The 26,378-nt window shown below is 70.7% G+C and carries 20 protein-coding genes; 9 read left to right on the forward strand and 11 right to left on the reverse strand.

Annotated elements, in window-relative coordinates; translation table 11 throughout:
• Positions 1-84: 84 nt before the first annotated feature.
• Positions 85-747, reverse strand: coding sequence for a TetR/AcrR family transcriptional regulator (locus tag ACZ7LS_RS17435; protein ID WP_382515948.1), 663 nt, complete (start codon positions 745-747; stop codon positions 85-87).
• Positions 748-931: 184 nt separating this feature from the next.
• On the opposite strand from ACZ7LS_RS17435, the gene ACZ7LS_RS17440 reads away from it, so the two are divergent.
• The 8 genes from ACZ7LS_RS17440 to ACZ7LS_RS17475 all read left to right on the forward strand — a co-directional run bounded on the left by ACZ7LS_RS17440 (position 932) and on the right by ACZ7LS_RS17475 (position 10,428).
• Complete coding sequence (locus ACZ7LS_RS17440; protein WP_382877777.1) at positions 932-1,294, forward strand: hypothetical protein; 363 nt, start codon at positions 932-934, stop codon at positions 1,292-1,294.
• A gap of 114 nt (positions 1,295-1,408) precedes the next feature.
• Positions 1,409-2,035: an SRPBCC family protein gene (locus tag ACZ7LS_RS17445; RefSeq protein WP_382515942.1), complete on the forward strand. Its 627-nt coding sequence runs from the start codon at positions 1,409-1,411 to the stop codon at positions 2,033-2,035.
• Between the two features lie 562 nt (positions 2,036-2,597).
• Positions 2,598-5,036 carry a sensor histidine kinase gene (locus tag ACZ7LS_RS17450; protein ID WP_385132627.1) on the forward strand — a complete coding sequence of 813 codons (2,439 nt, stop codon included), beginning with the start codon at positions 2,598-2,600 and terminating at the stop codon, positions 5,034-5,036.
• Positions 5,033-5,437: a roadblock/LC7 domain-containing protein gene (locus tag ACZ7LS_RS17455; protein WP_382877782.1), complete on the forward strand. Its 405-nt coding sequence runs from the start codon at positions 5,033-5,035 to the stop codon at positions 5,435-5,437. The genes ACZ7LS_RS17450 and ACZ7LS_RS17455 overlap by 4 nt, the downstream gene beginning before the upstream one ends.
• Before the next feature lie 64 nt (positions 5,438-5,501).
• Entirely contained in the window at positions 5,502-6,704 is a 1,203-nt protein-coding gene (locus ACZ7LS_RS17460) for an ABC transporter substrate-binding protein (RefSeq protein WP_382665209.1), read from the forward strand.
• A 1-nt stretch (position 6,705) separates the two neighbouring features.
• On the forward strand, positions 6,706-8,766 hold the full coding sequence (locus tag ACZ7LS_RS17465) for a branched-chain amino acid ABC transporter permease (protein WP_385132630.1): 2,061 nt from the start codon (positions 6,706-6,708) through the stop codon (positions 8,764-8,766).
• Positions 8,763-9,689: an ABC transporter ATP-binding protein gene (locus ACZ7LS_RS17470; protein WP_385132633.1), complete on the forward strand. Its 927-nt coding sequence runs from the start codon at positions 8,763-8,765 to the stop codon at positions 9,687-9,689. The genes ACZ7LS_RS17465 and ACZ7LS_RS17470 overlap by 4 nt, the downstream gene beginning before the upstream one ends.
• Before the next feature lie 10 nt (positions 9,690-9,699).
• Positions 9,700-10,428, forward strand: a complete 729-nt coding sequence (locus ACZ7LS_RS17475; RefSeq protein ID WP_382515929.1) for an ABC transporter ATP-binding protein — start codon at positions 9,700-9,702, stop codon at positions 10,426-10,428.
• A 76-nt stretch (positions 10,429-10,504) separates the two neighbouring features.
• Here ACZ7LS_RS17475 and ACZ7LS_RS17480 read toward each other — a convergent pair whose 3' ends face one another.
• The 9 genes from ACZ7LS_RS17480 to ACZ7LS_RS17520 form a co-directional block, all read right to left on the reverse strand.
• Positions 10,505-11,722 carry an FAD-dependent monooxygenase gene (locus tag ACZ7LS_RS17480; RefSeq protein ID WP_385132635.1) on the reverse strand — a complete coding sequence of 406 codons (1,218 nt, stop codon included), beginning with the start codon at positions 11,720-11,722 and terminating at the stop codon, positions 10,505-10,507.
• A gap of 173 nt (positions 11,723-11,895) precedes the next feature.
• Positions 11,896-14,871 carry a glycoside hydrolase family 2 TIM barrel-domain containing protein gene (locus ACZ7LS_RS17485; RefSeq protein WP_382515923.1) on the reverse strand — a complete coding sequence of 992 codons (2,976 nt, stop codon included), beginning with the start codon at positions 14,869-14,871 and terminating at the stop codon, positions 11,896-11,898.
• A gap of 59 nt (positions 14,872-14,930) precedes the next feature.
• The gene (locus ACZ7LS_RS17490; RefSeq protein ID WP_385132638.1) at positions 14,931-17,660 is read right to left on the reverse strand and encodes a glycoside hydrolase family 38 N-terminal domain-containing protein; all 2,730 of its coding nucleotides are present in this window, start codon (positions 17,658-17,660) and stop codon (positions 14,931-14,933) included.
• Between the two features lie 84 nt (positions 17,661-17,744).
• Positions 17,745-18,551: a carbohydrate ABC transporter permease gene (locus ACZ7LS_RS17495; protein ID WP_382665276.1), complete on the reverse strand. Its 807-nt coding sequence runs from the start codon at positions 18,549-18,551 to the stop codon at positions 17,745-17,747.
• Between the two features lie 47 nt (positions 18,552-18,598).
• A complete protein-coding gene (locus ACZ7LS_RS17500) occupies positions 18,599-19,564 on the reverse strand; it encodes a carbohydrate ABC transporter permease (RefSeq protein ID WP_382515918.1) in 966 nt (321 codons plus the stop codon).
• 7 nt (positions 19,565-19,571) lie between these two features.
• Positions 19,572-20,906 (reverse strand): ABC transporter substrate-binding protein, encoded by a 1,335-nt coding sequence (locus tag ACZ7LS_RS17505; RefSeq protein WP_382515915.1) that lies wholly within the window; start codon positions 20,904-20,906, stop codon positions 19,572-19,574.
• Between the two features lie 214 nt (positions 20,907-21,120).
• Positions 21,121-22,125 carry a LacI family DNA-binding transcriptional regulator gene (locus tag ACZ7LS_RS17510; RefSeq protein ID WP_382515913.1) on the reverse strand — a complete coding sequence of 335 codons (1,005 nt, stop codon included), beginning with the start codon at positions 22,123-22,125 and terminating at the stop codon, positions 21,121-21,123.
• 234 nt (positions 22,126-22,359) lie between these two features.
• Positions 22,360-22,791 (reverse strand): PPOX class F420-dependent oxidoreductase, encoded by a 432-nt coding sequence (locus tag ACZ7LS_RS17515; protein ID WP_385132642.1) that lies wholly within the window; start codon positions 22,789-22,791, stop codon positions 22,360-22,362.
• Positions 22,792-22,893: 102 nt separating this feature from the next.
• Entirely contained in the window at positions 22,894-24,324 is a 1,431-nt protein-coding gene (locus ACZ7LS_RS17520) for a tannase/feruloyl esterase family alpha/beta hydrolase (protein ID WP_385132645.1), read from the reverse strand.
• 350 nt (positions 24,325-24,674) lie between these two features.
• Here ACZ7LS_RS17520 and ACZ7LS_RS17525 point away from each other — a divergent pair, with 350 nt between their 5' ends.
• Positions 24,675-25,328 carry a cutinase family protein gene (locus ACZ7LS_RS17525; protein ID WP_382515904.1) on the forward strand — a complete coding sequence of 218 codons (654 nt, stop codon included), beginning with the start codon at positions 24,675-24,677 and terminating at the stop codon, positions 25,326-25,328.
• 73 nt (positions 25,329-25,401) lie between these two features.
• Here ACZ7LS_RS17525 and ACZ7LS_RS17530 read toward each other — a convergent pair whose 3' ends face one another.
• Positions 25,402-26,331: a LysR family transcriptional regulator gene (locus ACZ7LS_RS17530; protein WP_385132648.1), complete on the reverse strand. Its 930-nt coding sequence runs from the start codon at positions 26,329-26,331 to the stop codon at positions 25,402-25,404.
• Positions 26,332-26,378: the final 47 nt, after the last annotated feature.

Here is a 26,378-nt window from a genome sequence, read left to right on the forward strand (position 1 = left end):
CCGCACCTCCCCCACCCCCCCCCCCCCCCCCCCGCCCCCCCCCCCCCCCCCCCCCCCCCCCCCCCCCCCCGCCTGCCGTACGGCTCACGCCCGGTGTGCCGCCAGGGCGTCCAGTTCGGCCGCGTAGAACAGGGCGGGGTCGAAGCCCATTCCGGTGAAGTGGCCGGCGAGTTCCAGGGACAGGACGCCGTGCAGCCGGGTCCAGAACGTGAGGGCCAGCTGAAGGACCGGGGGCGGGGCCGGGTGTCCGCCTGCCCAGGCCCGGTGGTCTTCCAGGTGCGTGCTGAACGGTGTCGTGGGGGTGTCCGGGGCGAGCGCCAGGCACGCGTCGAGCAGTGTTGTCATGATCTCGTTGGAGATACCGGTGATGTCCTCGGGCGCGTGGTAGCCGGGGACGGGGGTGCCGTAGATGAGGAGATACCGCTGCGGGTCCTCCAGGGCCCAGCCGCGCAGAACGTGGGCCAGTCCGGCCAGTCCGGCCGGATCGGCACCGGAGGCGGCGGCCGTGCGGAGGGCGTCGGCGAGGCTTCGGTACGCGTCCCGGATGAGTTCGGTGATCAGCTCGTCCCGGCCGGCGAAGTAGCGGTAGAGCGCGGGTCCGCTCATGCCCATCCGCTTGGCGATCGCGTTGAGGGAGAGCGCGGACGCTCCCGCCGTCGCGATCTGCTCCCAGGCGCGCTCCTTGACCTCAGCGCGCACCTGGGCGCGATAGCGCTCGCGGGGGGTCTCCGTGTCTGGTTTCGCCATGTCCGCCACCTTCCCCAGCCTTATGGCTATAAGTTCACGATTTCGTTAGAGGCTATCACGCACCCTGTTGACCTGCCGGTTCGCGTTGCGTTATAACTTCTAACGAACGCACGGACTTCTAACTCAGTGCGGAGTGCGCGGTCCGGCCGCGCGACCACGCACACCACCGGATGAGGAGAACGCCATGACCACCACGATCGCGTCACACCCCGCCCGCACAGGCCGGCGCGTTCCGCTGCCGGTGACCGTCTCGGCCTGGGCGGTCCCCGTCATGATCGTCGGTCAGTTCGCCCTCATCTCGGGCATCCCGGTCGTGATCGCACTGGTCGGCGCGCTCCGCCGGGTCCCCGACCGGGCGGTGCGCCGGGCGGCCACGCTGGTCGCCGTCACGTTCGCGATCCCGCTCACCGTATGGCTGACGCGGCCCGACGGGGCGCCGAGCCTGTCCAAGGACATGCACCCCGGGTTCGCCGGGCTCATCGTCGCCGCGTCCGCCGTCCTCCTGGTGACCCTCCACCGAGCCCGCCGGCGCCTTCCCGCACGGTGACACCACCCACCCGGTGACACCACCGCCCGGATCGCCGCTCGTCTCCCGCTCAGCCGCCCGCCTCCCGCTCACTTCACACACCACGCTCACCCAGCGATCACCGAGGAGATCACCATGTCCCGAATCCGCAGCACCGGCGTCCGCGCCGCCCTGTTCACCGTCCCGCTCGTCGTCGCCGGTGTGCTCGGCACCGCCGCCGCGCCCGCCGTGGCCACCCCGCACCCCGGCAAGCCCCTCACCTGCCGCGGAGAGGGCGTCGACCCCGAGGCCCTCGTCCGCGCCAGGACCGAGACGGTGATCAACGCGCCGCTGAGCACGATCTGGAAGCTGCAGACCGACGTGGAGAGCTGGCCGTCCTGGCAGCCCCACGTCGAGACCGTGGAACGCCTCGGCCACGGCCCGTTCCGGAAGGGTTCGGCGTTCCGCTGGACGACCCCGATACCCCCCAATCCCGCGACTCCCGCCACCAGCCTGGAGATCACCTCGACCGTCGAGCAGCTCAAGCGCGATTCGTGCATCCGCTGGACCGGTCCCGCTATCGGCGAGGGACTGCGCATCGACGGTGTCCACGTATGGAACTTCACCAAGGTCAAGGGCGGCGTCCTCGTGCGCACCGAAGAGACCCACACCGGGGCTCAGGTCGAGGCGGACGTGCCCACCGCGACCAAGATCCTCGCCGACGGCCTCGAAGGATGGCTGGACGACCTGAAGACCGCCGCCGAGGCCCGCGCCTGCCACTAGACCCTGCCCGGTCGCACTGAACCACGCACCGGACCAGGACCGCGCCGCCGTCCTCCTCAGCCCTGCGCGAGGAGGGCGGCGGCACGGCGTTCCGGCCGGCGCCGCAGACGTAATGGGTGATCAGATCTAACCATTCCACAACGAAGAGCGAAAATCTGATGGACCGTCACATCAACTCGCCCTGGCCGCCCCTTGGACATTCCGCCGGCCGTCGGTCACCCGGGAGGAAAGCGCCGGTACGCTGGTGAAGCGCTGAACCGCCGAGCCGATTCGGTCATTCCGATTGACCTCAGGGGGGACTCCTCCCCGGACACGCGTGACCCGGTTGGATCGTTCCCAGACTGCCGGGCGCGCGCGAATTTCCCCGATGCGCGCGCCCGTTGGCGTGCGCTACGGCTTAGGATCGGGCCGCGCAACTGGGGCCTCCTCCGCCTCATCCGCAACGATGCGCCACTGCCCCACCGACCTAGCAGCGCCCCCCACCGACACCCCGCCACAACCCGTTAACAGGTATCAGCGTGTCACCGATGCTCAGTACCGGTTCCGGCGATGGAGCCGCGCAGTGAAAATCAATCGTCGCCTCGCCCTGCTCGTCACCGCGCCTCTCACCGTGGCCGTCGCCTTCTCGGGCCTGGCCCTCGCGCCCGCGACCAACCAGGCGCTCCAGGCCAACCGGCTGACCGAAATGGTCGAAGTGGCCTCCACGGCAGGCGAGTTGACCCACCAGTTGCAGCGCGAGCGGATGGCAGCCACCGCGCTGGTCTCCCAACAGGGCGATACGGAGGCGTTCCAGGAAAGATCGCAAACGACGGATACGGGCATCGCCGCGTTCCGCGACCAGATCGCGCGGCTGTCCGAGGTGCCCGGCAGCGCACAGGGCGCGCTGGACCGTATCGAGCGCTTCTTCGACGAAATGCCGTCCCTGCGCGCCCAGGTGCGCTCGGGCGACATCACCATCTCCGCGCTCGCCTTCGGCTACCGGATCGTGATCGCCGACCTCAACGGCTACCGCGAGGGCATCGCGCAGGCCGACGGCGTCGACGCCGACATCGCGGACCGGATCCGCGCCGCCGCCGCTCTCTCCGAGGCGGCCGAGCACACGGCCCAGCAGCAGGTCACGGTGTTGCGGGCGCAGGCCGCCGGCGGCTTCACGACGGCCTCGCAGCGTACGTTCGACGCCGGCCGGCTGGGGTACACCGAGTCGATCAACGTCCTGTTCGACCTCGGCCCCGGCCAATGGCGGACCTGGCTGGAGCGCACCCTCTCCGGCGCGAAGGCGCTGGAGGCCCGACGGCTTGAGGACGAGATCGGGCGTACGGGAACGAGCAAGGGCATCGACGTCACCCCGAAGGAGTGGCAGAAGGCTTCGCAGGACCGTCTGACGCTGCTGCGCTCGGTGGAGAGGCGGATCGACGAATCCGTCTTCTCGACGGTCTCCGACGCGCGCACCACGCTCTTCTGGATATCCGGGGCCGAGGTCGCCCTGGTGCTGCTGACCCTGGTCGGCGCCGTCATCGTGGCCATTCGCCTGGGTCGCGTGATGATCCGCCGGCTGCGTGATCTGCGCAACGCCGCGCACGAGGTCGCCCACACCGGGCTGCCCGCCGTGATGAGCGAACTGTCCCAGCCCGGCGCACTGAGCGGCGCGACACCCGAGCAGGTCGCCCGCGCGACCGGCAACCCGATCAGGACCACGGGCGAGGACGAGATCGGCGAGGTCGGTGAGGCCTTCAACGCCGTCCACCACGAAGCCGTCCGGCTGGCCGCTCAACAGGCCCACATCCATGAGCAGTTCGCGGATACGCTGGTCGGAGTCGCCCGCAGGGGCGCGCAGTTGACCACCGTCATGGTGTCCGAGCTGGACGCGGTGCAGCGCGACGAGGCCGATCCCGCGCGGATGAAGACCCTCTTCGCGCTCGACCACCTCGCCATCCGCATGGAGCGCAACACCAACAGCCTGCTGGTGCTCGGTGGGTTCGGGCAGGCCCGGGTGCGCTCGCAGGACGTCGACTGCTCCACCGTCATCATGGCCGCGGCCCAGCAGATCGAGCGGTTCGACCGCGTGTCGCTCGGTGTCGTCGAATCGGAGATCGGCATCGCCGCCCGCGCCGTGCACGACGTGGCGCACATCCTGGCGGAACTCCTCGACAACGCGACCCGGTTCTCACCCCCCGACAAGCAGGTCGGCGTCGCCGTATGGCGGCTGTGGGACCGGGCCGTCGTGCAGATCGTCGACGAGGGAGTGGGGATCACCGCGGAACGCCGCGCCGCCTGCAACGCCGCGCTGCGCGAGCCGCGGTCGGGCATCGGAGACATCCGGTCCATGGGTCTGCACGTGGTGGCGCGGCTCGCCGCGCGTCACGGCATCACGGTCGAGCTGTGCGACTCGTCGGGTCCCGGCACCATCGCCGAGGTCGCACTGCCCGCGAGCGTGCTGGCCCCGGCCCCTCGGAAGGCCGCACCGCCGCCGCGTGGCACGCTCGGCGAGGACCGTGACCACGGCAGCCGTGACCACGGCAGTCGTGGCAACGGTGTGCGCTACAAGGCGCCTCGTCCGGCCACACAGCCCGACCGGCCCGGCCGGACGCCGCGCACGGCCCAGGACGCGGGCGACCGGGTCGCACCGCCCGGTGACACCAACGGAGCGGGCGGGTTCCGGGGTGGCGCTTCCGGCGCCGGCGCCGGCACGCGCGAGCGGGAGCGCGGCACCGCGCCCGCCCGGCGGCCCCTGCGCGACGAGCCGGTCTCACGCATCGCCGGAGTCAGCTCCTCCGGACTGCCCGTGCGACAGCGCAACGCGCCCCCGCAGCGGGCCGGTTCGGGCAAACGGGACGGCACCGAACAGCGTCCCGGCGCCGCCACGCCCAGACCCTCGCCCCGCCGCCGGGACTCCCGGCAGGTCTCCGACGTCCTGGCGGCCTACGCCCAGGGCATCAACAGGAGCACCAACCAGCGCCGGCGTTCCACCACCGACGACGACACCGAACGGAGCGAGAAATGACCTCACCCGCCGACCTGAGCTGGATCCTGAGCGACTTCGCCGGGCGTATCCCGGAAGTCACGCAGGCGATAGCCGTGTCTGTGGACGGACTCGCGCTGGCGTACACCGGTGTGGACCGGGACGACGCCGACCGGCTGGCCGCCATCGCCTCCGGCGTCGTCAACCTGCTGTCCGCCGCCGCCCAGTTGACGAACACCGATCCCGTCGAGCACAGCCTCACGGCGATGGAGGGCGGCTACATGTTCTCGATGGCCGTCTCCAGCGGCGCGTCCCTGCTGGTGACCACCACCAGGGACGCGGACATCGGTGAGGTCAGCTACATGATGTCCGAACTGATCAACCAGGTCGGCGACTCGCTGTCTCCCCAGGTCCGCGAGCCGAGCACCGATCACGCGCGCTGATCACCTGGCCGTTCCCGCACGACCGGACCACCCGCTCTGCCCGTTCCTACCGATGAGAGTCCTTATGTTCTTCGACCTGTCCCTTTCGCGCCGCCGCAGACTGCGGCCGGTCGGCGCTGCCGCCCTCGCCCTCGGTCTGGCGGCCGTCACCGGGTGCAGCGGTGACAGCGGCGCCGGCGACGACACCGTGAAGGTCGGCCTGGTGGCTTCCCTGTCCGGCACGTACAAGCCGGTCGGCACCGACCTGCGGGCCGGCTTCGAGCTGTACCTGGACACCCACGGCAACAAGCTGGGCGGACGCGAGGTCGAGCTCATCGTCGCGGACGAGGGCGACGGTCCGCCGACCGCCGTTCCCGCGGCCACCAAGCTGGTCAAGAAGGACAAGGTCGACGCGCTGACCGGCTTCGTCGGCGGAGGCTCGGTCAACGCGGTGCTGCCGCTGGTCAACCAGGCCAAGATCCCCTTCCTGGGGTCGAACGGCCGGCCGCCCGTCAAGGACCTCGAATACGTGTGGACGACGAGCTTCCTGTCCGACGAGCCGGGCAAGGCCATCGCCCCGTACGTCAAGGAGAAGGTCGACGGACCGGTCTACGCGATCGGGCCCGACTACCAGGGCGGCTACGACGAACTGCGCGGCTTCACCGAGGAGTTCAAGCGGCAGGGGGGCAAGCTCGCCAACCCCGACGGGAAGACCGCCTGGACGCCGTTCCCGAAGACCACCAACTTCATGCCGTACTTCGCCGAGATCGCGAAGACGGACGCCAAGGCGGTGTACTGCTTCTACGCCGGCAAGGCCGCGATCGACTTCGCCAAGCAGTACGCGCAGTCCGACATAGCCGACCTGCCGCTGTACACGGCCTTCGTCACCGAGGGCAGTGTGCTCCAGGCGCAGGGCGACGCGGCGAAGGACATCTACTCGGTCCTGAACTACGCGCCCGACCTCGACAACGCGGCCAACCGTAAGTTCGCCGCCGACTGGACGGCCAAGCACGACACGCAGCCCACCACGTACGCGATGGCGTCGTACGACGCGGCCGCCGTGCTGGACCAGGCGATCGCCGATGCCGCGAAGGGCGGTGACGTGACGCCGGGGACCATCAACAAAGCCATCGCGGACCTGGGGCAGATCGACAGCCCGCGCGGCGCCTGGGAGTTCGGCGACAAGGCGCACTCGCCGGTGCAGAACTGGTATCTGCGTCAGGTGCGGCCGGACGGCAACCAGCTGGCCAACGTCATGGTCCAGGACCTGGCGACGCTCGGCGGCTGACATGGAACTCCTCGATGCCCACCTCATGCCGGCGGTGGACGGTGTGGCCTACGGGCTGCTGCTGTTCGTGGTCGCCGCCGGCCTGAGTCTCGCCTTCGGCACCGCGGGCGTGCTGAACCTGTCGCATGGCACCCTGTACGCCATCGGCGCCTACACGGGCGCCGAGCTGAGCGACGGAACCTGGGGCGGCCTCGTCCTCGGGCTGGCCGCCGGGACCGCGGCGGCGTGCCTCGCGGGAGCGGGGCTGTCCGCCGCGACGGTTCCGCTCGCCCGGCGTGGGCATCTCGCGCAGGCACTGCTGACGTTCGGGCTCGCCCTGGTCGGCGGTGATCTGCTCATCCAGTTCTTCGGGGCGGACGAGCTTCCGGTACGCGTCCCCGAGGCGCTCGACTCCTCGGTGACGCTGCTGGGCCACCGGTACCCCGCGTACCGGCTCTGCTTCATCGTGATGGCCGTGCTGCTCGCCGCGTTCGGCACGTGGGCGCTGACCAGGACCCGCGTGGGCGCGACGGTACGGGCCGCCGCCGACGATCCGCAGATGCTCGCGGCCACCGGCCACAACCCCCGGGCGGTGCACACCGGCGTCCTCGCGGCGGCGGGTGCGCTGGCCGGTGCGGCGGGCGTGCTCGGGGCGCCGATCATCGGTCCCGGGCCCGGCACGTCCGAGAACGTACTGATGCTGTCCCTCGTGGTGGTCGTGCTCGGCGGGCTGCGCTCGCTGTGGGCGACGTTCTTCGCGGCGATCGCCGTGGGCGAGGTCCAGACGCTGGGCGTCTCGGTGGCACCGGACCTGGCACCGTACCTGCTCTTCGCCGCGATGGCGGCGGTGCTCGTGCTCCGCTCCCGGTTCGCGGAACCGGCGGCCGCACACGGCCCGGAGGGTCCGTCCTCGGATCCGGTGGCCCGGCTCCGCCGCCATCTCGCCGCGCGGTCGCCGCGACCGCGGCCTCGCGGCGCGGCGGCAGCGACGGCGACGGCGACGCCCGGCAGGGGCGGGGGCGCGCTTCCGGAGATCCGGTGGCTCCCGCGCGGGGCCGCGTGGCGGCGGGCCGCCCCGTTGCTCGTGACACTCGCGGTACTGATCGCGTTGCCGTGGCTGCTCGATTCGTACAGCATCTCGCTGGCCGGTTCGGCCCTGGCCCTGGGGCTGCTCGCGGTCAGTGTCACCATCCTCACCGGCTACGCGGGGCTGCCCACCCTCGGGCAGACCGCGCCGTTCGCCGTCGGCGCGTACGCCACCGCGAACCTCGCCCAGGCCGGGTGGACCATGGGCCCGGTCCAGATCGTCCTCTCGGCCCTCGCGGCCGCGGTCTTCTCCGCGGTGACGGGGCCCGCCGTGATCCGGGCCCGTGGCACGACCGTGCTGATGATCACGCTCGCCGTCGGCGAGCTGACGGGCGCGGTCATCAACCAGTTCAAGTCCGTCACCGGCGGCGCGGACGGTCTCGTCGGCTTCCCGTCCACACAGGCCCTGTGGGGCGGAGAGGGGATGTCCGGGGAGAGCGAGGTCTACACCTACGCGCTCGTCGTCGCCGTCATCGCCGTCACCGTCACCCTGCTCGTGCTGCGCTCCCCCGCCGGGAAGCTGCTGACCGGCACCCGCGGCGCCGAGGCGCGGATGCGTGCCTCGGGACACCCGGTGGGGCGCTACCTGCTGGTGGCGCACATCTGCGCCGGGGCGCTGGCCGGTGTCGGCGGCTCGCTGATGGTCACCGTCCAGCAGTACCTCTCCCCCGCCGACGTCGGCTTCGAGATCGCCGCGTTCGCGCTGCTCGCGGCCGTCATCGGCGGTACGACGTCCGTGATCGGCGCCCTGATGGGCGCCGGGCTCATCGTCATCACACGGGACTGGGTCGCCAGTTCGTGGCCCGGCCATGGACCGCTGCTGCTCGGCGTGCTGTTCGTCGCCGCCGTGTACCTGCTGCCCCGTGGCCTGGCAGGGCTGCGCGGCGGATCCGGGCGGGGCGGGCCGGCTCCCGGCGGGTCCGGGCCCGACGACCGGCCGCCGGCCTCGTCCACGTCCGCGCACACCCCGACCCCCGCCGGGAAGGTCTCCCCATGACGCCCACACCGACCGCCGCGTCGGCATCCCCGGTGCTGGACCTCACGCGTCTCACCCGCAGGTACGGCAGTCTCACCGCCGTCGACGACGTCAGCCTGCGGCTCCCCGCGGGCGCCCGGCACGCCGTCATCGGTCCCAACGGCGCGGGCAAGACCACCCTGCTCAACCTGATCGCGGGCACCGACCGGCCCGACCAGGGCACCATCGTCCTGAACGGCACGGACATCACGCGTACGGCCACCGCAAGGCGCAGCCGGCTCGGCATCGCACGCAGCTTCCAACAGCCTTCGGTGATATCCGAGTTGACGGTGCTGGACAACGTCGTACTGGCCGGCTGGCCGCATCATCCGAAGCGCCGCGGCGCCTGGCGCAGCCCGTCCCGCTACCGGCTGCACACGGAGTCCGCCGGCCGCCATCTGGAGGCGGTCGGCCTCGCGGACATCGCCCATCGGCCGGCCTCCACGCTCTCCCACGGGCAGCGCCGCATGCTCGATCTCGCCGCCGCGCTGGCGGGCGAGCCGCGCCTGCTGCTCCTGGACGAGCCGGCGGCCGGGCTGACCGACGGCGACATCGGCCGGCTGCTCGGCGTCCTCGGGGGTCTGCCGGAGAGCGTCGCGATCATCCTGGTCGAGCACCATGTCGAGGTCGTCGCCCAACTCGCCTCGACGGTGACGGTGTTGGCCGCCGGACGGGTGCTGGTCACCGGCCCGACCCAGGAGGCGCTCGCACACCCCGAGGTCCGCGACGCGTACCACACCACCGGCACGACGGCGGACAGGACCACGGCCGGTGCCGCGCGGCCCACCACCGCAGCGTCCACCGCCGCCGCGTCCACCGCAGCGTCCACCGCCGCCGCTTCCACCGCCAGCGCGTCCGCCACCGATCCGTCCGACACCGGCCCGTCCGCCGACGCGAGAGGGTGACCGACCCCCGATGCTCGAACTCACCGGCCTGACCGCGGGCTACCACGGCGGCACCGTCCTCCACGGACTCGACCTGTCGGTGCCCGCCGGCACGGTCCACGCCATCGTCGGCCACAACGGCGCCGGCAAGACCACGCTCGTCCACACCGTCGCCGGGCTGATGCGCCCCGGTGCCGGCGTCGTACGGCTCGACGGCCGGGATGTGACAGGGCAGCCCGCACACCGGATCGCCCGCGCCGGCATCGGCCTCGTACCGCAGGGCCGCCGTGTGTTCGCCGGGCTCACCGTCGCCGAACACCTGCGGCTGTCCTACCGTCCGCCGCGCCGGGGCGACACCACGCGCCCCAGCGTGTGGACCCCCGCGCGCGTCCTGGAACTGCTGCCCAGGCTGGGCGAGCGCCGGGGCAACCGGGGGACGGATCTGTCCGGCGGCGAACAGCAGATGCTGGCACTGGCCCGCGCGCTGCTCGGCTCCCCGAAGGTACTGCTGCTCGACGAGCCGACCGAGGGCCTCGCGCCCGTACTCGTCCAGCAGGTCTACGAGTTGGTGACCACGCTGGCGGACGAGGGCCTCGCCGTCGTGCTGGTCTCCCCCAGCCCGGCCCAGGCTGCCGAGTGCGCCCGTACGCTCACGGTCCTCACCTCGGGACGGACGACGCTGCGGCTGGACGGCGCGGACGCCCGTGCCGATGCCACCGCGCTGTACGCCGCGCTGGAACTCGCGCCGACGGCCGGCTGAGACACGGGCGGCGCCCGCCCGGGGGCGGTGACCGGCACACGGTCACCGCCCTCCTCGCGCTCCGGGGCCCCCGGGGCTACTCGGTCTTGATGCTGTGGCCGCCGAAGCCACTGCTCCGGTCGGAGCCCCTGTTCTGGTCCTGCCACCACACGTCGAACTCCGGCTGCCCCATGGCTGACCAGTCCGGTGTGTTCTCGACCTGCGCGCCGCCCATCCGGCGGGCGAGGGCGACCATCGCCGCCCCGACGGCGCGGCGACCGGCGTCGTACCTCTCCAGGACTTCCCGCCAATCGCTCCCGGCCACCCAGGCGGCCTCCAGGGCGGTGGCGTCCTGGAGCGCCTTCACACTGCCGCCGCCGATGTGGGGCCGGGCGACGCTGGCGGCGTCGCCGACGAGCACCATCCGTCCCGAGGTGTACCGCGGCACCTCCAGGTCGTAGATGGGCTGGATGAAGGTGGTCTCGGGAGGCGTACGGAGCACCCTGAGGGCCCAGTACGGCGGGAAGGTGTCGGCCACCAGGGCGCGCAGACGCGCGATGAGCTCCGAGTGCAGACGGCCCGGCGGCAGGGAGGTCGGGGTCAGCAGGTCGGGGTGGAGGCCGTCGGTCCGCGGGGGCCTGGTGTAGAGGACCCAGTTGAGCCGGTGCCCGCCGACGCCGTCCGGGATGCGGTAGATCATGCAGTGCCCGCCGGGGAAGACGACGTTGTGCGCGTCCCGGCCGTCCGAGGGAAGGCCGTCGACGTCCGACGACGTACCGCGCCAGCCGATGTAACCGGCGTACGTCGCGCCGGCGCCGGGGAACATAGCCTCGCGGACGACGGAACGGTACCCGTCGGCGCCGATCACGACGTCGAAGCGCTCCTGGTATCCGTCCGCGAGGCGCAGTGTCACGCCGTCGGTGTCCGGCTCCACGCCGGTGACCATCGCGCCGGACCGGTAGGAGACCTCCTCGGGCACCCGGCGGCGCAACTCGCTCCACAGGGAACCCCAGTTGTAGGCGCGGAAGGGGAACGGCTGCTCGCCGACGGCCCGGCCGTGGTCCGCCTCGCCGTCGCGCACGCTCCACACCCGCCGGGTCAGTGGCGCCCAGGGCATCTCGGGGGCCACATAACCGGCGCGCCTCAGCTCCTCGTACCGGTCGTCGTGGAGGGCGATCCCCACTCCCCTGTCACGGAGTCGGGCGTCGGCTCGCTCGAAGACGGTGATCTTCCCGGCTCCGCCGCGCGACGCGGCCAACGCCGTGGCACACCCCGCTATGCTGCCGCCGACCACAGCGACGCTGCCTCCACGCATGACTGGCTCTCCACTCACTTGGTGTCCCGGTCACCGTTCCGGCCACTGTTCCGGCCGCTGTCGCGTCGGCGTGACCGGCCGGAAATCCGCTTGCACTGGCGCTCGTTGTCCCTTGATCCGCGTGGGACCTGGACGGAATCCTATCGAGCATGCGGCCAGTGCCCGGCCCGGAATCACCCTGCTGTGATGCGGAGCCTGACGGTGCGGGATTCGGGGCGAAGCGCGAATTCAGGCCATACGTCCGGTCCGCAGGCCCGTGAGCCGAGCCCGTGCTGGGCCGCGTCGATGATCAGGTGACTCGTCGTCGACTCGGGGAGTTCGAAGGGGTGTCGGGCCCGTGCGATCTGCTGTGGGGTGTGGCGGCTGAGTGTGAAGCCGGGGCGCCGGCCACGGGTGTCCGGAAGTGTCGTGATGTGCAGCACTTCGGTGCCGGCGCTCGTCAGCGCCAGCTCCCGCAGCCGTGAGCGGTGCCCCGTCTCCTGCGGGCGCGCGTAGTCCACGGAGAGCTCGCGGACGGTCGAGGAGAACCGGCCGGTGCGTGCGGCGCGGAGACTGTCGGGATAGGACTCGAACGGGCCGAGCCCGAACCACTCGGCGCCGTCCACGGGAGCCTCGCCGTCGGGCAGCTCGAAATGGATCCCGATCCGCGGCCACACCGTCAGCCATCCGCTCGACGGCTCTGTCTCCACGCGCAGTTCGAGTGCGTCGCCCACGAGCGACCAGACCGTCTCCATGAGCACGGACGAGGCGGAGTTCGCCGCGGCGACTCTGGTGAGAGTGCGCAGGGCCGTCGCGGTCCGCTCCACGGACAGACGACGCGTGATCAGCCGGTCGAGACCGTCGCGACGCCACAGTTCGGCGTTGGACACCCCGGCGACTCCGGCGTCACTCTCCCCGACGTCCTCCGACGCGCCTTCGTCGTTGTCGGTCGGGGCACGGAACAGTTCCAGGCGCGGGCCGGCCACGGCGCGGCCGGCGAGACGTACGAGGGCCCCCTCGGTGAACTCGGCGATTCCGAGCGTCAGTGTGCCGTCGCTCGGCCGCCAGCCGGTTTCGGGCCGGACAGCGGTCGTGGGACGGCGCGTCGTGCGGTCCAGTTGCGCGGTCGCGATCACATGCCCGGCGCCCGCCCAAGCGGTCCCCGCCGCCAGTACGGCGTCCACGGTGAGCCAGGTTTCCGCGTCTCGCGCCACCGGGATCCGGGGCAGCGGCACACGCGCCGACCCGCCCGCCGCGATGACGGGAACCTCCATGTCCCCCTCGTCCACGGGCCTCCCGTCGTGCTCGACGCGCCAGCGGAAGCGCAGGTCGGACGTGTCGGCTGAGTGCCGCAGACTGGTCAGCGCGAGCTCGTCGCCGTCGAAGGCGAAGCGGACCGGCTGCGCGACCGCCTTGAACTCGTGGAGGCTCGGGGTCGGGACGTCGTCGCTCAGCAGCATGCCGTCCATCACGAAGTTGCCGTCGTGCACGGCCTCTCCGAAGTCGCCGCCGTACGCGTAGTAGGGCGTGCCGTCCGGGGCCGTCGTCAGGATGCCGTGGTCGCGCCATTCCCAGACGAAGCCGCCGTGCAGCCGGGGGTGCTCGTGCACGAGCGCCTCGTACTGGTCGAGCGCTCCCGGCCCGTTGCCCATCGCGTGGGCGTACTCGCAGAGCAGGAACGGCTTGGTGCGCTGCCGGGCGCCCTGCGCGGGCGTGCAGTTCAGCAGCGGCGCGCGTGAGCCGTCGGTGCCGATCTGCTCGGTCTCGGTCACCGACGCGTACATCCGGGAGTAGATGTCGGTGTACTCGCCGGCGTGGTCGCCCTCGTAGTGCACGGGGCGTCCGGTGTCACGGGCATGGACCCACGCCGACATCGCGGCGAGGTTGCTGCCGGTCCCCGCTTCGTTGCCGAGCGACCAGATCACGATGCTGGGATGGTTCTTGTCCCGTTCGACGGTGCGCTCGACGCGGTCGAGAAACGCGGCACGCCACGCCGGGTCGTCGCTCGGATTGCCGGTCCAGTCGAGGTGGTCGAAGCCGTGCGTCTCCAGATCGCATTCGAGGACGACCCAGAATCCGAGTTCGTCGGCGAGATCGAGCAGCCGTGGATGCGGCGGGTAGTGGCTGGTGCGGATCGCGTTCACGTTGAACCGCTTCATCCGGGCCAGGTCTTCGCGGGCGTGCTCCTCGTCGAAGACGCGTCCGCGCTCGGGGTGGGTCTCGTGGCGGTTCATCCCGTGGAAGACGACGCGGCGGCCGTTGACCAGGAACTGGTCACCGGCAATCTCGACCGTGCGGAATCCCACCCGCAGGACGACGCTCTCCGCGGCCGTCGACACGGTGGCGTCGTACAGGCGTGGCCGCTCGGCCGACCAGGGCTCCACGCCCTCGACATCGAGCGGGGCCACGTCGGCCGCCGTCGCCCAGACCTGCTCGACGCCGAGTTCGGGGAGGCGAAGGGTGACCGGGAACGCGGCCGCGTCGGCGGTGATCTCCGGCTCGATCCGTCCGCGCCCCTGCTCGAACCCGGTGCGCAGCCAGACGTCCTCGATGCCTCCGGCGGGCCGCGCGATCAGGGTGACGTCGCGGAAGATTCCCGGCAGCCACCACTGGTCCTGGTCTTCGAGATAGCTGCCCGCCGACCACTGGTGCACGCGTACGGCGACGACGTTGCCACCCGGGCGCACCGACGAGGTCACATCGAATTCGTGGGCGAGCCGGCTGCCGGCGGCGACGCCGATCTCGTCGCCGTTCACCCAGACTTTGAAGAGGGACTCGACACCGTCGAACCGCAGCACGACACGCTCGGCCTCCGACCAGTCGGCGGGCACCTCGAAGTGGCGGCGGTAGTCGCCGGTGGGGTTCTCGTCCGGGACGTGGGGCGGGTCGATCGGGAACGGGAACTGCACGTTCGTATAGATCGGCCGGCCGTGGGCCCCGTCGTCCTGGAGCACCCAGTGGGAGGGCACCGGGATGCTGCCCCAGCGGCTGTCGTCGAAGCCTTCTGCCGCGAAATCCGCTGCCAGCGCCGCCGTGGGCGACAGACGGAAACGCCAGTGCCCGTTCAGCGAACGAGTGGGGGCGTCGGAGTGCAGCCACGAGCGCGCCGAGCGCAGCGCGCCACGCCCTGGTGTGGTGTCCGATACGTACGCGGGAAGCGGGGAGTGCACGAGGTCACAACTCTCTCTTGATGACGAAAGGGGTCCGAACGCCGGGCGCGAGCGGTTGCCTACCGGACCACGACTGTTCTGATCTCCCATGGGCCGAGGGCGAGTTCCAGTCCGTCCGTGACCGGTGTCGCGGAGAGCGGCCGGCCGAGCAGGTCGACCGTGGTGGCTTCGGTGAACGCGCCGGTCACGCGGGCGGCCGAGTCCGTGTCGCTCATCGCCGCCAACCGCACCTCGGTGCCGGAACCGTGCTCGCCCTCGACCCGGCGGATGCTCGATACGAGGATGTCCGCGCCCTCCACGCGCAGGCCGGCCGCGTCGGGCGGCAGTGGGCCTCCGGCGGGCGCGGTCCCGCGGGCGACCAGCACGTCGTTGCGGAAGTCCTCGGCGAGAGCGATCGCGTTCGCGCCCTGCCAGCCGGCCGACGAGGGGACGACGGCGAAGCGGTTCTCGACGCGCATGCCGAGATCCTGCGCGCCGGGTGCGGGGATCTCGCTCGCGGCGGGCTCGTCGCGGAGCGGATGGATGTTGACGCTGATGGAGCCGATCGCGCGCAGCAGCGTGAGGGCGATATCGGAGCCGTCGCCGACGAGTTCGTACTCGGTCGCGTGGTCGACGAGTACGTTGGCGGCGCCGGCCGACACGAACGAACTCGCGGGGAAGGTCGGGAGCGGATATTCGCCCCAGCCGCCCTCGGCGGTGAGCCCGCGTTCGGTGACGGCGAACTGCCCGGCGGACGCGGACACGGTCACCGGCTCGGGCAGGGGTACGTGGAAGCGCAGCCGGTGGTCGGCCGACTGGTTCAGGAACGATGTGGAGACCCGTACGAACGGCTCGCCCGCCCGCACCTCCACGAGTGTCTCCACCGGGGTCGGCACGGTCCGGCTGTCGCGCAGGTCGCGCTCGTCGGAGGAGAGCGCGGCGGGCCACTCGTACACGCGCGTGACACGTGTCCTCGCGCGCAGCGGGCCGTCCTCCAGGAGTTCGACGGTGACCTCGGTGGGCTCGGACACGAGCACGTCCTGGGCCGGCGGGGCGTAGTTGTAGCTGTCGCCGCGGTCGCCGCCGTCGACGAGGCGGCCGGCCCCGCGCAGCACGGTGCCGTCGGACCCGGTCACGTCGAGGGTGCCGTCGGCGGCGATCGCGACCCCGACCAGTCCGTTCGAGAGCGTGCGGTCCGTCGCGGACGCGGGTGCGGACGTCGTCGGCCGCGCGGGGGTCGGGTCGCCCGGTTCGACGCGGAATCCCGCGAGTCCCGAGGCGGGTACGTGTACGGGCACGAGCGCGGTCGCGCGAGCCTCCTCCAGCGTCAGCACCCGCCATTCACCCGGCTGCGCGGCGGCCGCGGCGGCGACCTCCCGGCGCAGGATCAGCAGGTCGAACGGTCCGCTGGACGGCACCTCGGCGAGATGGAAGACGAGCGATCCCGGGGTGAGTTCATAGTGGTCGATGAGACGGCCGAAGAGCTCGCGGCGGTGGATGCGGCGCAGCACACGTTCGAGCTGCGAGGCGTCCATGCGCTCGTCGCTGAGCACGGTCGGGGCCTCGGAAACCAGCTGCACGGGATGCGCCGAGCCGTCGGCCGCGGTCGCGACCAGGACGCTTCCGGCGGGCGGGGCCGCGACGTCCACCTCGACCAGCGCCGTGCGCGGGAACGGCAGCGGGTTGGCGACCAGATAGGCGTCACTCGGCATCCGGTCGGCGGGCACTGCGAGGGCCGCGTCCCGCACCGCCCGCGCGGTCTGCGCGGCTTCGGCGAGACGTGCTTCGACCTGATCGGAGGTCTCGTCGGTACCGGAGCCGACGACCGAGTCGTGCGCGGTCGACTCGATGATCTTGTGCCATGCCAGCGAGAGGAACGGCGAGTCGTCGCGCCGGGTCCACAGCGCGTTCAGCCGCTCGGCGTGGTCGATGGTGCGCTCGGCGACGGCCATCCGCTGCTTGAGCCCGAGCCGCACGGAGAGCACGCCCGGGAGGATGTTGCCGCGCACATGGCTGCGCAGTTCGCCGGTGACGACGGCGGAGACCTCGTCGCGCGCGTGCCCGCGGATGTACTCGTCGAGCGTCGCGATGGTGATGGCGCGCTCGTCGCCGGACGCGCGCCGCAGCCAGGAGGCGAGCCGCGGGTCGGGCGCGTTGTGGTCGGTGCCGGCCATCGCGAGCACGGGGTCGTCACCCCACCGGTCGGCCGTCATCTCCGCGTACTCGCCGAGCGCGCGCCCGATCTGGTCGGGCACCAGCAGGACGTCGAGACCGTTGTCATAGCCGTCGAAGAGGAACTCCGTACGCACCTCGGAGCCGTCGGGAGCGCGCCAGCGGAAGGCGTGACCGTCGACAGAGCCGGGCACGCCGCGCCACAGCGCCGCGTGCTCGATTCCGGCGCGCGCCAGGATCTGCGGCATCTGCGCGACATGGCCGAACATGTCCGGCAGATAGCCGATGGGCATCGAGCCGCCGAGTTCCGCCGCGGCCGCCCATCCCATCTGCAGATTGCGGACGATGGTCTCGCCGGAGCAGAGGAACTCGTCGAGCAGGATGAGCCAGGGCCCGATGGCGAGCTGACCGCCGGCGACCAGGGCCGCGACTCGGTCGCGGTTCTCCGGCCGCATCTCCAGGTAGTCCTCGATCGCGGCCATCTGCCCGTCGACGGTGAACCGGAAGTCCGGATTCGCCTCGGCCGTCTCCAGCACCGTGTCCAGCGCGGCGACCAGCCGGTGCCGGAAAACCTGGAAAGGCTCATACCATTCCCGGTCCCAGTGGAAATGGGGCACGAAGACGGCGGAGTTTCGCATAGCGGGAGAGGCTTTCTGTTGGCGGGGGCATGGGTGAGCGGGGAGAGCGTCGCTACGGGGCTACGGCGCTACGGCGCTACGGCGCTACTTGAGGGAGCCGGAGGCGAGCCCGGTGCGCCAGAACCGCTGGAGGAGGATGAAGACGATGATCACGGGCACGATCGACACCAACGAGCCGGTGATCACGGATTCCTGGAGGAGCGGGGCACGGGCGGTCTGGCCGTTCCACTCGTAGAGACCGAGTGTGATCGGGAAGAGAGACTCCTTCTGCAGCATCACCATCGGCAGGAAGAAGTTGTTCCAGATGGCGACGAACTGGAACAGGAAGATGGTCACCAGCGACGGCCCCATCAGCTTGAACGCCACCGAGAAGAACGTACGGAACTCGCCCGCGCCGTCGATGCGCGCCGATTCGAGGATCTCCTCGGGGACGGCCGCGGCGGCGAAGATACGGGCGAGGTAGACACCGAACGGGCTGACGATGCTGGGCAGGAACACCGCGAGGTAGGTGTTGACGATCCCGGTCGCCGAGAACAGGAGGAACAGCGGAAGCGCGAGCGCGGTGGTGGGCACGAGCACACCGCCGAGAACGACGGAGAACAGGAACTCACGGCCCCGGAACCTGAACTTGGCGAGCGCGTAGCCGCACAGCGCGGAGATCAGTGTGCCGACGGCCGCGCCGAGCACCGCGTAGATGACGCTGTTCAGGGCCCATCGCCCGAAGATGCCGTCGCTGCGGCCGAACAGGGTACCCAGATTGCTGAACAGGTTGAAGTCCGAGAACGCCAGCCCGTTGGTGGAGGCGAGGTCTCCTTGCGGCTTCGTCGCCGCGACGATCAGAAAGTAGATCGGCAGCAGGAAGTAGATCACCAGGAGGAACATCAGGGACATGGCGGCCGTACGGCTGACGCGGCTCTCCCGGATCAGGGTCTGGTTGCTCACAATCCGGCCTTCTTCGAAGTCAGTCGCATGAATCCGAAACTCAAGACGAAGGTGATGACGGCGATGACCACGGAAATCGCCGCTGCCTGCTGGTAGTTGTTCCCGGAGGCCACGGCATACGCGAGCATGTTCGGTGTGTACGTGCTCGATATGTTCGAGGAGATCTGGCGCAGCACGGCCGGCTCGGCGTAGAGCTGGAGCGTGCCGATGATCGAGAACACCGTGGTGAGGATGATCGACGGGGCGATGATCGGGACCTTGATCTGCCACGCGATCGTCCAGTTGCTCGCACCGTCGAGCTTGGCGGCTTCGTAGAGCTCCTGGGGGATCGACTGGAGCGCCGAGTACATGATCAGCATGTTGTAGCCGGTCCAGAGCCAGGTGGAGACGTTCGCCGCCGACCACAGCACAGCACCGGGGCCGAGGAAGTCGGGCTGGAGGCCGATGTTCTTCAGCAGGTCGACGATGGGGCTGAGCTGCGGCGAGTAGAGGTACGACCACATGATCGCGGCGATGACACCGGGCACGGCGTACGGCATGAACGCCGCGATACGGAAGAACGACTTGAGCCTCAGCAGGGGGGTGTCGAGCAGCAGCGCCATGATCAGCGCGACGAACAGCATGACCGGCACCTGCACGATGCCGAACAGTGCGATGCGCCCGATGCTGGCCCTGAACTCGGCGTTCTGGAACACCTGCACGTACTGCTCGAAGCCGCCGAAGGTCGTGTACGACGTGCCGAACTGGCCGCCGGTGCGGCGCACGACCAGGAAGCTCTGCCAGATCGCGTAGCCGACCGGTACCAGGTAGAACAGCACGAACGGAAGGAAGAACGGGGTCAGGAACGCGGCGATGGTGCCCGCGCGGGGGCCGACGCTGTGACGCCGGGGGCCGGCGCCCTGACGGCGGCGGCCCCCCGTGGCCGCCACCGCGCGGGTCTCGCGAGTCGCGATATCAGTCATGCCCCGGTCACTTGCCCGCTGTAGCCGGGATCGCCTGATCCTTCATCGACTTCAGCGCGGCCGCCTGGGCGGCCGAGAGCGCGTCGGTGAGCGTGCCGCTGCCGGCTGTCGCCTTGGCCATCGCGTCCTGGAGCGCCAGGTTCACCGTCTTCTGGGTGGGGCCCCAGGAGAAGCCGGTGTCGATCTTCTTGGACGAGTCGGCGAAGACGTCGAAGATCTTCTCGTTGTTGTAGTACGGGACGCCCTGCGAGAGTGCGGGGAGCTGCAGACCCGCGGTGGCCGCCGGGTAGAGGCCGCCGAGCTTGTTCTCCAGCGCGAGGGCTTCCGGGTCGGTGTTCAGCCAGGAGTTGAACTTGACCGACTCGTACAGGTGCTTGCCGCCCTTCATGAACGCGACGGTGGATCCGCCCCAGTTGCCGGACGCGGTGCTCGAACCCCAGGTCGGCATCGGGACGATCGACCACTTGCCGGCCTGGTCGGGGAGGTTGTCGCGGAACATGCTGTAGCCCCAGGAGGCGCCGACGTAGCTGGCGATCTGGTTCTTCTGGTAGGCGGCGTACATCTGGGTCGAGCCGTTGGCGAGGTCGGTGCGCACGAGCTTGGCGGCGACCAGCTTCTGCCAGTACTCGGCGACCTGCTTGCTCTGCTCGGAGGCGACGGTGACCTGCCACTTGTCACCGGAGTACGTGTACATATTGGCGTTGTTCTGCCAGAGGAGCCCGTTGAACCACTCGGCGTTCTTCGGGTCGAAGAACGTCATGCTGATGCTGGGGTCCGCCGTGCGCAGCTTCTCGGCGGCCGCCGCGTACTCGTCCCAGGTCTTCGGGATCTCGATGCCGTGCTGTTTGAAGATGTCGCTTCGTACGTAGAGGGCCATCGGGCCGGTGTCCTGCGGGAAGGCGAACACGCCGGTGTCCCCGAAGCTGGTCTGCGACCAGGTCCACGGCACGAACTTCGACTTGGCCGCGGGGGCCGCCGAGCAGGCCGAGGCGTCCTCGAAGGCGTTCTGGGTGCGCAGGCTGGGCAGTTGGTCGTAACCGACCTGAGCGAGATCCGGCGCCTTGCCCGCCTTGAGGGCGTTGCCGAGGGTGCCGTACTGGTCGTTGGAGATGTTCTTCGTCTGAACCTGGATGTCCGGGTTCTTCTTGTTCCACAGGGCGACGACCTGCTCCATGCCCGGCACGGTGTTCCAGTACTGGAGGGTGACTTTGCCCTTGGCGGGCGCGCAGGAGGCCGCGGACGCGTCCCCCGACGGAGCGGGTGACGAACACCCGGCGAGTACGGCGATGCCGGCTGCCGCGGCGACGACGGCGAGGCGGATGCGCGTGACGGTGTTGCTCATACTTTCCTTACCAGAGAACGACTAGCGACGGCGCTGGACGGGTCGACGTTGACACCTCGGGCGAGATGCCTTACTGGTCGGAACGGTCGGGGCTTGGCGAGCCCGTCTCCGTGAGCGCTCCCGTGAACGTTCACGGGAGCTCTGAATTGTTCGGAAGTGTGCGCTCCGGTGCGATCTCATGTCAAGACTTTCGGTCATGCACGAGTCCGGCAGGTTAAGCGGAGCCGCCCAACCGCAGCTCGGCCCGGACGACGAGCTCGTCGTCCGCGAGCGGGTCCACCCCGGTCAGCAGCCGTGCGGCCTGATCGATGGCGAGCGCGCCGAGCCTCCGTGTGTCGAGGGCGACGCTGGAGAGCGGGGGCTCGACGAGGGCGCCGAGCTGCAGACCGTCGAAGCCGATCACGGCGAGGTCCCCCGGGACGCTCCTGCCGAGCCGGCGCGCCTCGCGCAGGACGCCGATCGCGATGATGTCGTTGAAGGTGAGGACCGCGGTGACATCGGGATGGGCGGCGAGCAGGGTGGTGAGCGCCGCGCCGCCACCGTCGGCCGACTGGTCCGCGCCGACGACCCTGCCCGCGTCGATCCCGTACGCCGCGGCGGCCTTCGTGAACCACTCGCGCCGGATGCTCGGCTCGGCGCGGCCGTCGTGGTCGAGCATGCCGATGCGCTTGTGGCCCGCGGCGACCAGGTGCGCGATCGCGGCGTGGACGCCCTCCTCGCCGTCGATCCTGATCGAGCTGAACCGCGCGCTGTGGTGCTCGCGGCCGATGAGCACCACCGGGACGCCGCGGGTGAACAGTTCCAGCTCGTCCTCGGAGCAGCTGAAGTAGCCGACGACCGCGTCCACCTGCGAGGCGATCACCTGGAGCGTGCCGAGTTCCTCTTCGGCCCTGTCCGCGGTGTCGTATACGACCACGTGCCAGCCGCGGGCCCTGGCCGCCTCCAGAGCGGCCGCGGCGACCTCGGTGAAGAACGGGTTGAGCAGGTCCGGGATCACCAGCCCGATGGTGATGGTGTCCTGCCGGACCAGACCGCGCGCGAACCGGCTCGGCCGGTAGCCGAGCTCGCGGGCGGCGTCGAGCACGCGCTGTTTGGTGGAGACGTCGATCTCGTCCTTGTCGTTGAGTGCCCGCGACACGGTCTGCCGTGACACCCCGACGGACCTGGCGACGTCATTGATCGTGACCTTCCGGGGTTCCGTCCCCGACGACATCACCATCGCGTACCTCCCGGCTGCTCGCGGGTGCCGATGCGCCCGCAGGGCCCGAGTATGCCCGTGCGTGGCGCGGCGGCGCGAGATCGGCCGCCCTTCCGAGCGCGCTGCCGCGCCGGCCGGCACCACTGCCGGGCCACGAAGATCATCCGGGAGCCGCACGCGTGAGCACGGCCGATGGACCGCTGTGCGACCGCCCCCGGTGGCGGTCGCACACCGTCTCCCGCTTCTGCTGTCCCGTCAGCTGATGTCGGCCCCGTACACGTAGTCGACGGTCATCGTGATGAGCACCCTGCGGTCGGAGACCATCACCGACCGGTACTCGTCCCAGTCCGGGTGCTCCCCGGCCGCGGCGCGGTAGTAGGCCACCAGCGCATCGGCCTCGGGCCCGTGCGGGTCGGTCGCCGGCCCGATGAGCGTCGCGACGCCCTCGGCGGTGGCCCAGGACCGGCCGTCGGGACTGGTCACCTCCAGCGTGGCCCGCGGATCCCCGCGCAGGTTCGCGATCTTGGCCGCGCCCGCACGCGTCGACACCTGGATGACGCCCGCCTCCTCGTCGTAGAGGGGCAGGACGGGAGAGAGCTGCGGACGCCCGTCCTTCTTGATGGTCGCGAGAACACCGAGCCGGCTCTTCGCGAGCAGCGCACGCGGGTTGAACGATGCAGTGGTCATGGCAGGATTATCGGCCTTCACCAGACGTGGTGCTCGACCCGGCGGCTGTTCGGGCAGATGCGGGACCGCGCCCGGGGAACCGGGCCCGGCTCTCTCGTCGGGTCATCCGGCGGCGGCCGCCCCGGATGAAGTGGTCCCCAGCGCACAGGAGTTCACGACATCGCCGGAGGCCGGCCTCGGGACGGTACGGCTCGCCGGCGGGGCCGCGCCGCGCTCGACCCACTGTGTCAGCGCCTCGAACGCGCTCCGGTAGCAGGGCAGGACCGGGCGCAGCCGGTCCGGATACGTGTCGTGGAGCCCGTCGACATGGGTGCCGCCCTCGATCGTGTAGTAGCGGTGCAGCCGGGCCCGGCGCTGGTCGTCGATCATGCGCGCGTAGACATCCGAGTCGGTGGCGATCGGCAGCAGCGTGTCCAGTGAGCCCTGGAGCGTGATCATGGGTTTGCCGATTCTGCCGGTCAGCGACACGCGCTCGACGGCCCGGTGGACGGAGCGCGGCCGGGCCGCGTAGTCGTACGAAGCGTCCGAGGCACACGGCGCGAGAATCTCCGCGGTCGTCGAACCGGCCGACGTACCGGGGCAGTCGGGGTCGTACGTGGGGTCGAACTCGGCTCGGTAGACCTTCTGTGTCAGCCCCCAGTAGGCGGTCTGGTGATAGGGCCAGAGGAACTCGCTGCCCGGGGCGAACCCGGCCGCGTACATGTCGTCGGCTCCCGCGCCGCCCGCCCCGTACGCGACAGTCGTCGGCAGATACGTGAGCAGGTTGGGTCCGCCCTCCGTCCAGAGCACGCCCTCCCAGTCCACCCCGCCGTCGTACAGCTCGGGATGGTTCTCCAGCTGCCAGCGGGTCAGATAGCCGCCGTTGGAGGTGCCGGTCATGTACGTACGGCGCGGGGCATGTCCGTACGCGCGCTGGACGGCCTTGCGCGCGGCGCGGGTCAACTCCGTTGTGCGGCTGTTCCATTCGGCGACCGCATCGCCCGGCCGGGTACCGTCCGTGTAGAAGTCGGGGCCGCTGTTCCCCTTGTCGGTGGAGGCGAAGGCATAGCCCTGGGCCAGCACCCAGTCGGAGATCAGCGGGTCCAGCGAGTACTGCTTGCGATTGCCGGGCGCGCCGGTCACCACCAGGCCGCCGTTCCAGCGGTCGGGCAGCCGGATCACGAACTGGGCGTCGTGCTTCCAGCCGTGGGTGGCGTTCAGCCGCGAGGAGTCGGGGAAGTAGCCGTCGATCTGGACACCGGGCACGCCCGAGGGGTTCTTGGTGCCCTTGGCGAAGAGCGGGGACCAGTCGGTGGAGTCGGTGTACCGCGTGCCGGCGAGCGCGGCGGTGGTCATGTCCGGCAGACAGGCCGTGGTCTGGAATTGCGCGCCGGGTACGGAGACACGCTCACGTGCGCCGCAGTGGGACAGCGCCGCACCCACCGCCGTACCGGCCGCCGAGGGCGGTACGGCGGCGGGTGCGGGTGCGGCGCCGGTCGCCGTGACAGCCAGCAGCATGGCGACCGGCACGGCGACACCTGTTCTCACACGCATGGATCTCCTCCGATGGGCTCGCCCCCGGTCGGGTGCGTCATTGCCATGGCGCACATCGTCAGCGCCGTCGGCCGGCCGGGCCATATGGACGGCCCATAGTTCCGGGAGCCGGGAAGTGGAGCGAGCACCCACCAAGCGTGGCCAACGGCGGGAACTCGGTGATCTCCCAACGAGCCCCGGCTTGCGCGGCGTTGGGGCGACCCGTCGGTCGGGCCCCGGCGCGTTTCATCGGAATGTCATCGACCACTGCCACGGTCATCCGGTGACCTCGGCCGACCGCGTACCGCCTCGGAGGTGTTCCGCCTCGGAGAGCGGACGCGGCGGGCCGACTACATGGGGAGAAGATTCGAATGCGAACACGAAGGATCGCGGCCGCGTCAGCCGGTCTGCTGCTGACCACCGGGCTCTCAGTGGCACAGGGGTCCACAGCACAGGCGGCGGCTCCGTGCGAGGGCACCTACACGATCGTTGTCGGGGGCACGGGCAGCTCGTGGAACAACGACGGCTTCTACGGCAACATCCAGCAACACGTCGGGTACCCCACCCAGATTCCCAACGGGGCGAGCGCACGGGCGGGCGTCAATGAGCTGAACCGGCTGGTCCGCGACCAGCGCGCCGCGTGCCCGGGACAGCACGTCAAGATGGCCGGGTACTCCCTGGGCGCCGCGGTGGTGCACATCTGGGTCACCGAGAACTGGCCGACGTTCGACAACGTCAACGCCATTCTCATCGCGGACCCCAAGCGCCAGGGCCCGCCCGGTGCCAACGGCGGATCCGTACCGTTCGGGGGCATCGTCGGCGCTCCGCTCGCCGGTGCCGACAGGTCCTTCGGAAACGTGCCCGTCAAGACGATCTGTCACTGGGACTACGTCTGCGACGAGTCCGCCGGCATCTGGACCTATCCGGGCAACCACGTCAAGAACTACCCGGAGGACTTCAACATGGATCACCACGACGACGGCGCCAACGAGCAGTGGTACAACGGCGCCTGGTATCCCTGGTAACCACGGAAGCCCCGCTGGTACGGATGCTCGCCGGCAGGGCGGCGGCCGGCGCTGTTCGGTGGAACAGCGCCGGTCAGCTCGCGATCGCCTGTACGCCGGGCGGCAGCCGCGCTCGTCCCTGAACATCGAGGAACGCTTTGACGCCGACGGTGTCCGCGCGCCGTCGCGCCCAGAACAGGGCGACTTCCCGGAAGGCGGTCGGGGAGTCGATCGTGCGGATGGCCAGCCCTTCGGTGCTGGTGGTCCGCAGTGCGAGGCGGTTGATGACACCGACGCCGAACGCGGAGCGGACCAACGCGACCAGGGTGGTCGGCTGGTCGGTCAGATACACGATGTCGGCCCGCCCGGATGCCTCGCCGAGCGTGTGGCGCAGATCGAACCCGCCGCCGTCCTCCTCGCTGCCGGCCGGATTGCCGATGAGCGGCCGCTCCCGGATGTCCTCGACGCTGACCGACGACTGCCCGGCGAGGGGGTCGTGTTCGCGCATCACGGCGACGATGTCCTCGCGCCAGATCGCGCGATGGCAGAGCGTCGTCTCGCGCATCTTCGGCAGCAGGGGCCGGAACGCGAGGTCGACGGTCCCGTTGACGGCCATCTCCTCCAGTGTCGAGGCGTTGCCCTCGAACAGGTCGACCGTCATGCCCTGGTACTGCGACTTCAGCTCCCGCAGCACCGCCGGCAGATAGGTCGAGCTGACGCTCGGATAGCTCCCGATACTCACACGCGCGACGAAGCTGTCGAGTGTGCCGCGTGCCGCGTCGACGCCGCGCTGCAACTCCAGCAGGGCCGTCATGGCATGCCCACGGAACAGCCCGCCCGCCTCGGTCAGGCGGATGGGGCGGGCCTTGCGGTCGAAGAGCGTCACCCCGAGGGCGTGTTCGAGCGCGGCGATATGGGCGCTGACCCGCGACTGCGACAGGTGCAGTACGAGGGTGGCCGCACCGAAACCGCCCTTGTCGGCCACCGCGAGAAAGCTGCGCAACCAGGCGGTCTGCAGCGACATGGCATCCCGGGGATCGCGCGGAGGCAGGTCGTCCGTCCCGTACGTCG

The organism is Streptomyces sp. NPDC039430 (assembly GCF_055639435.1).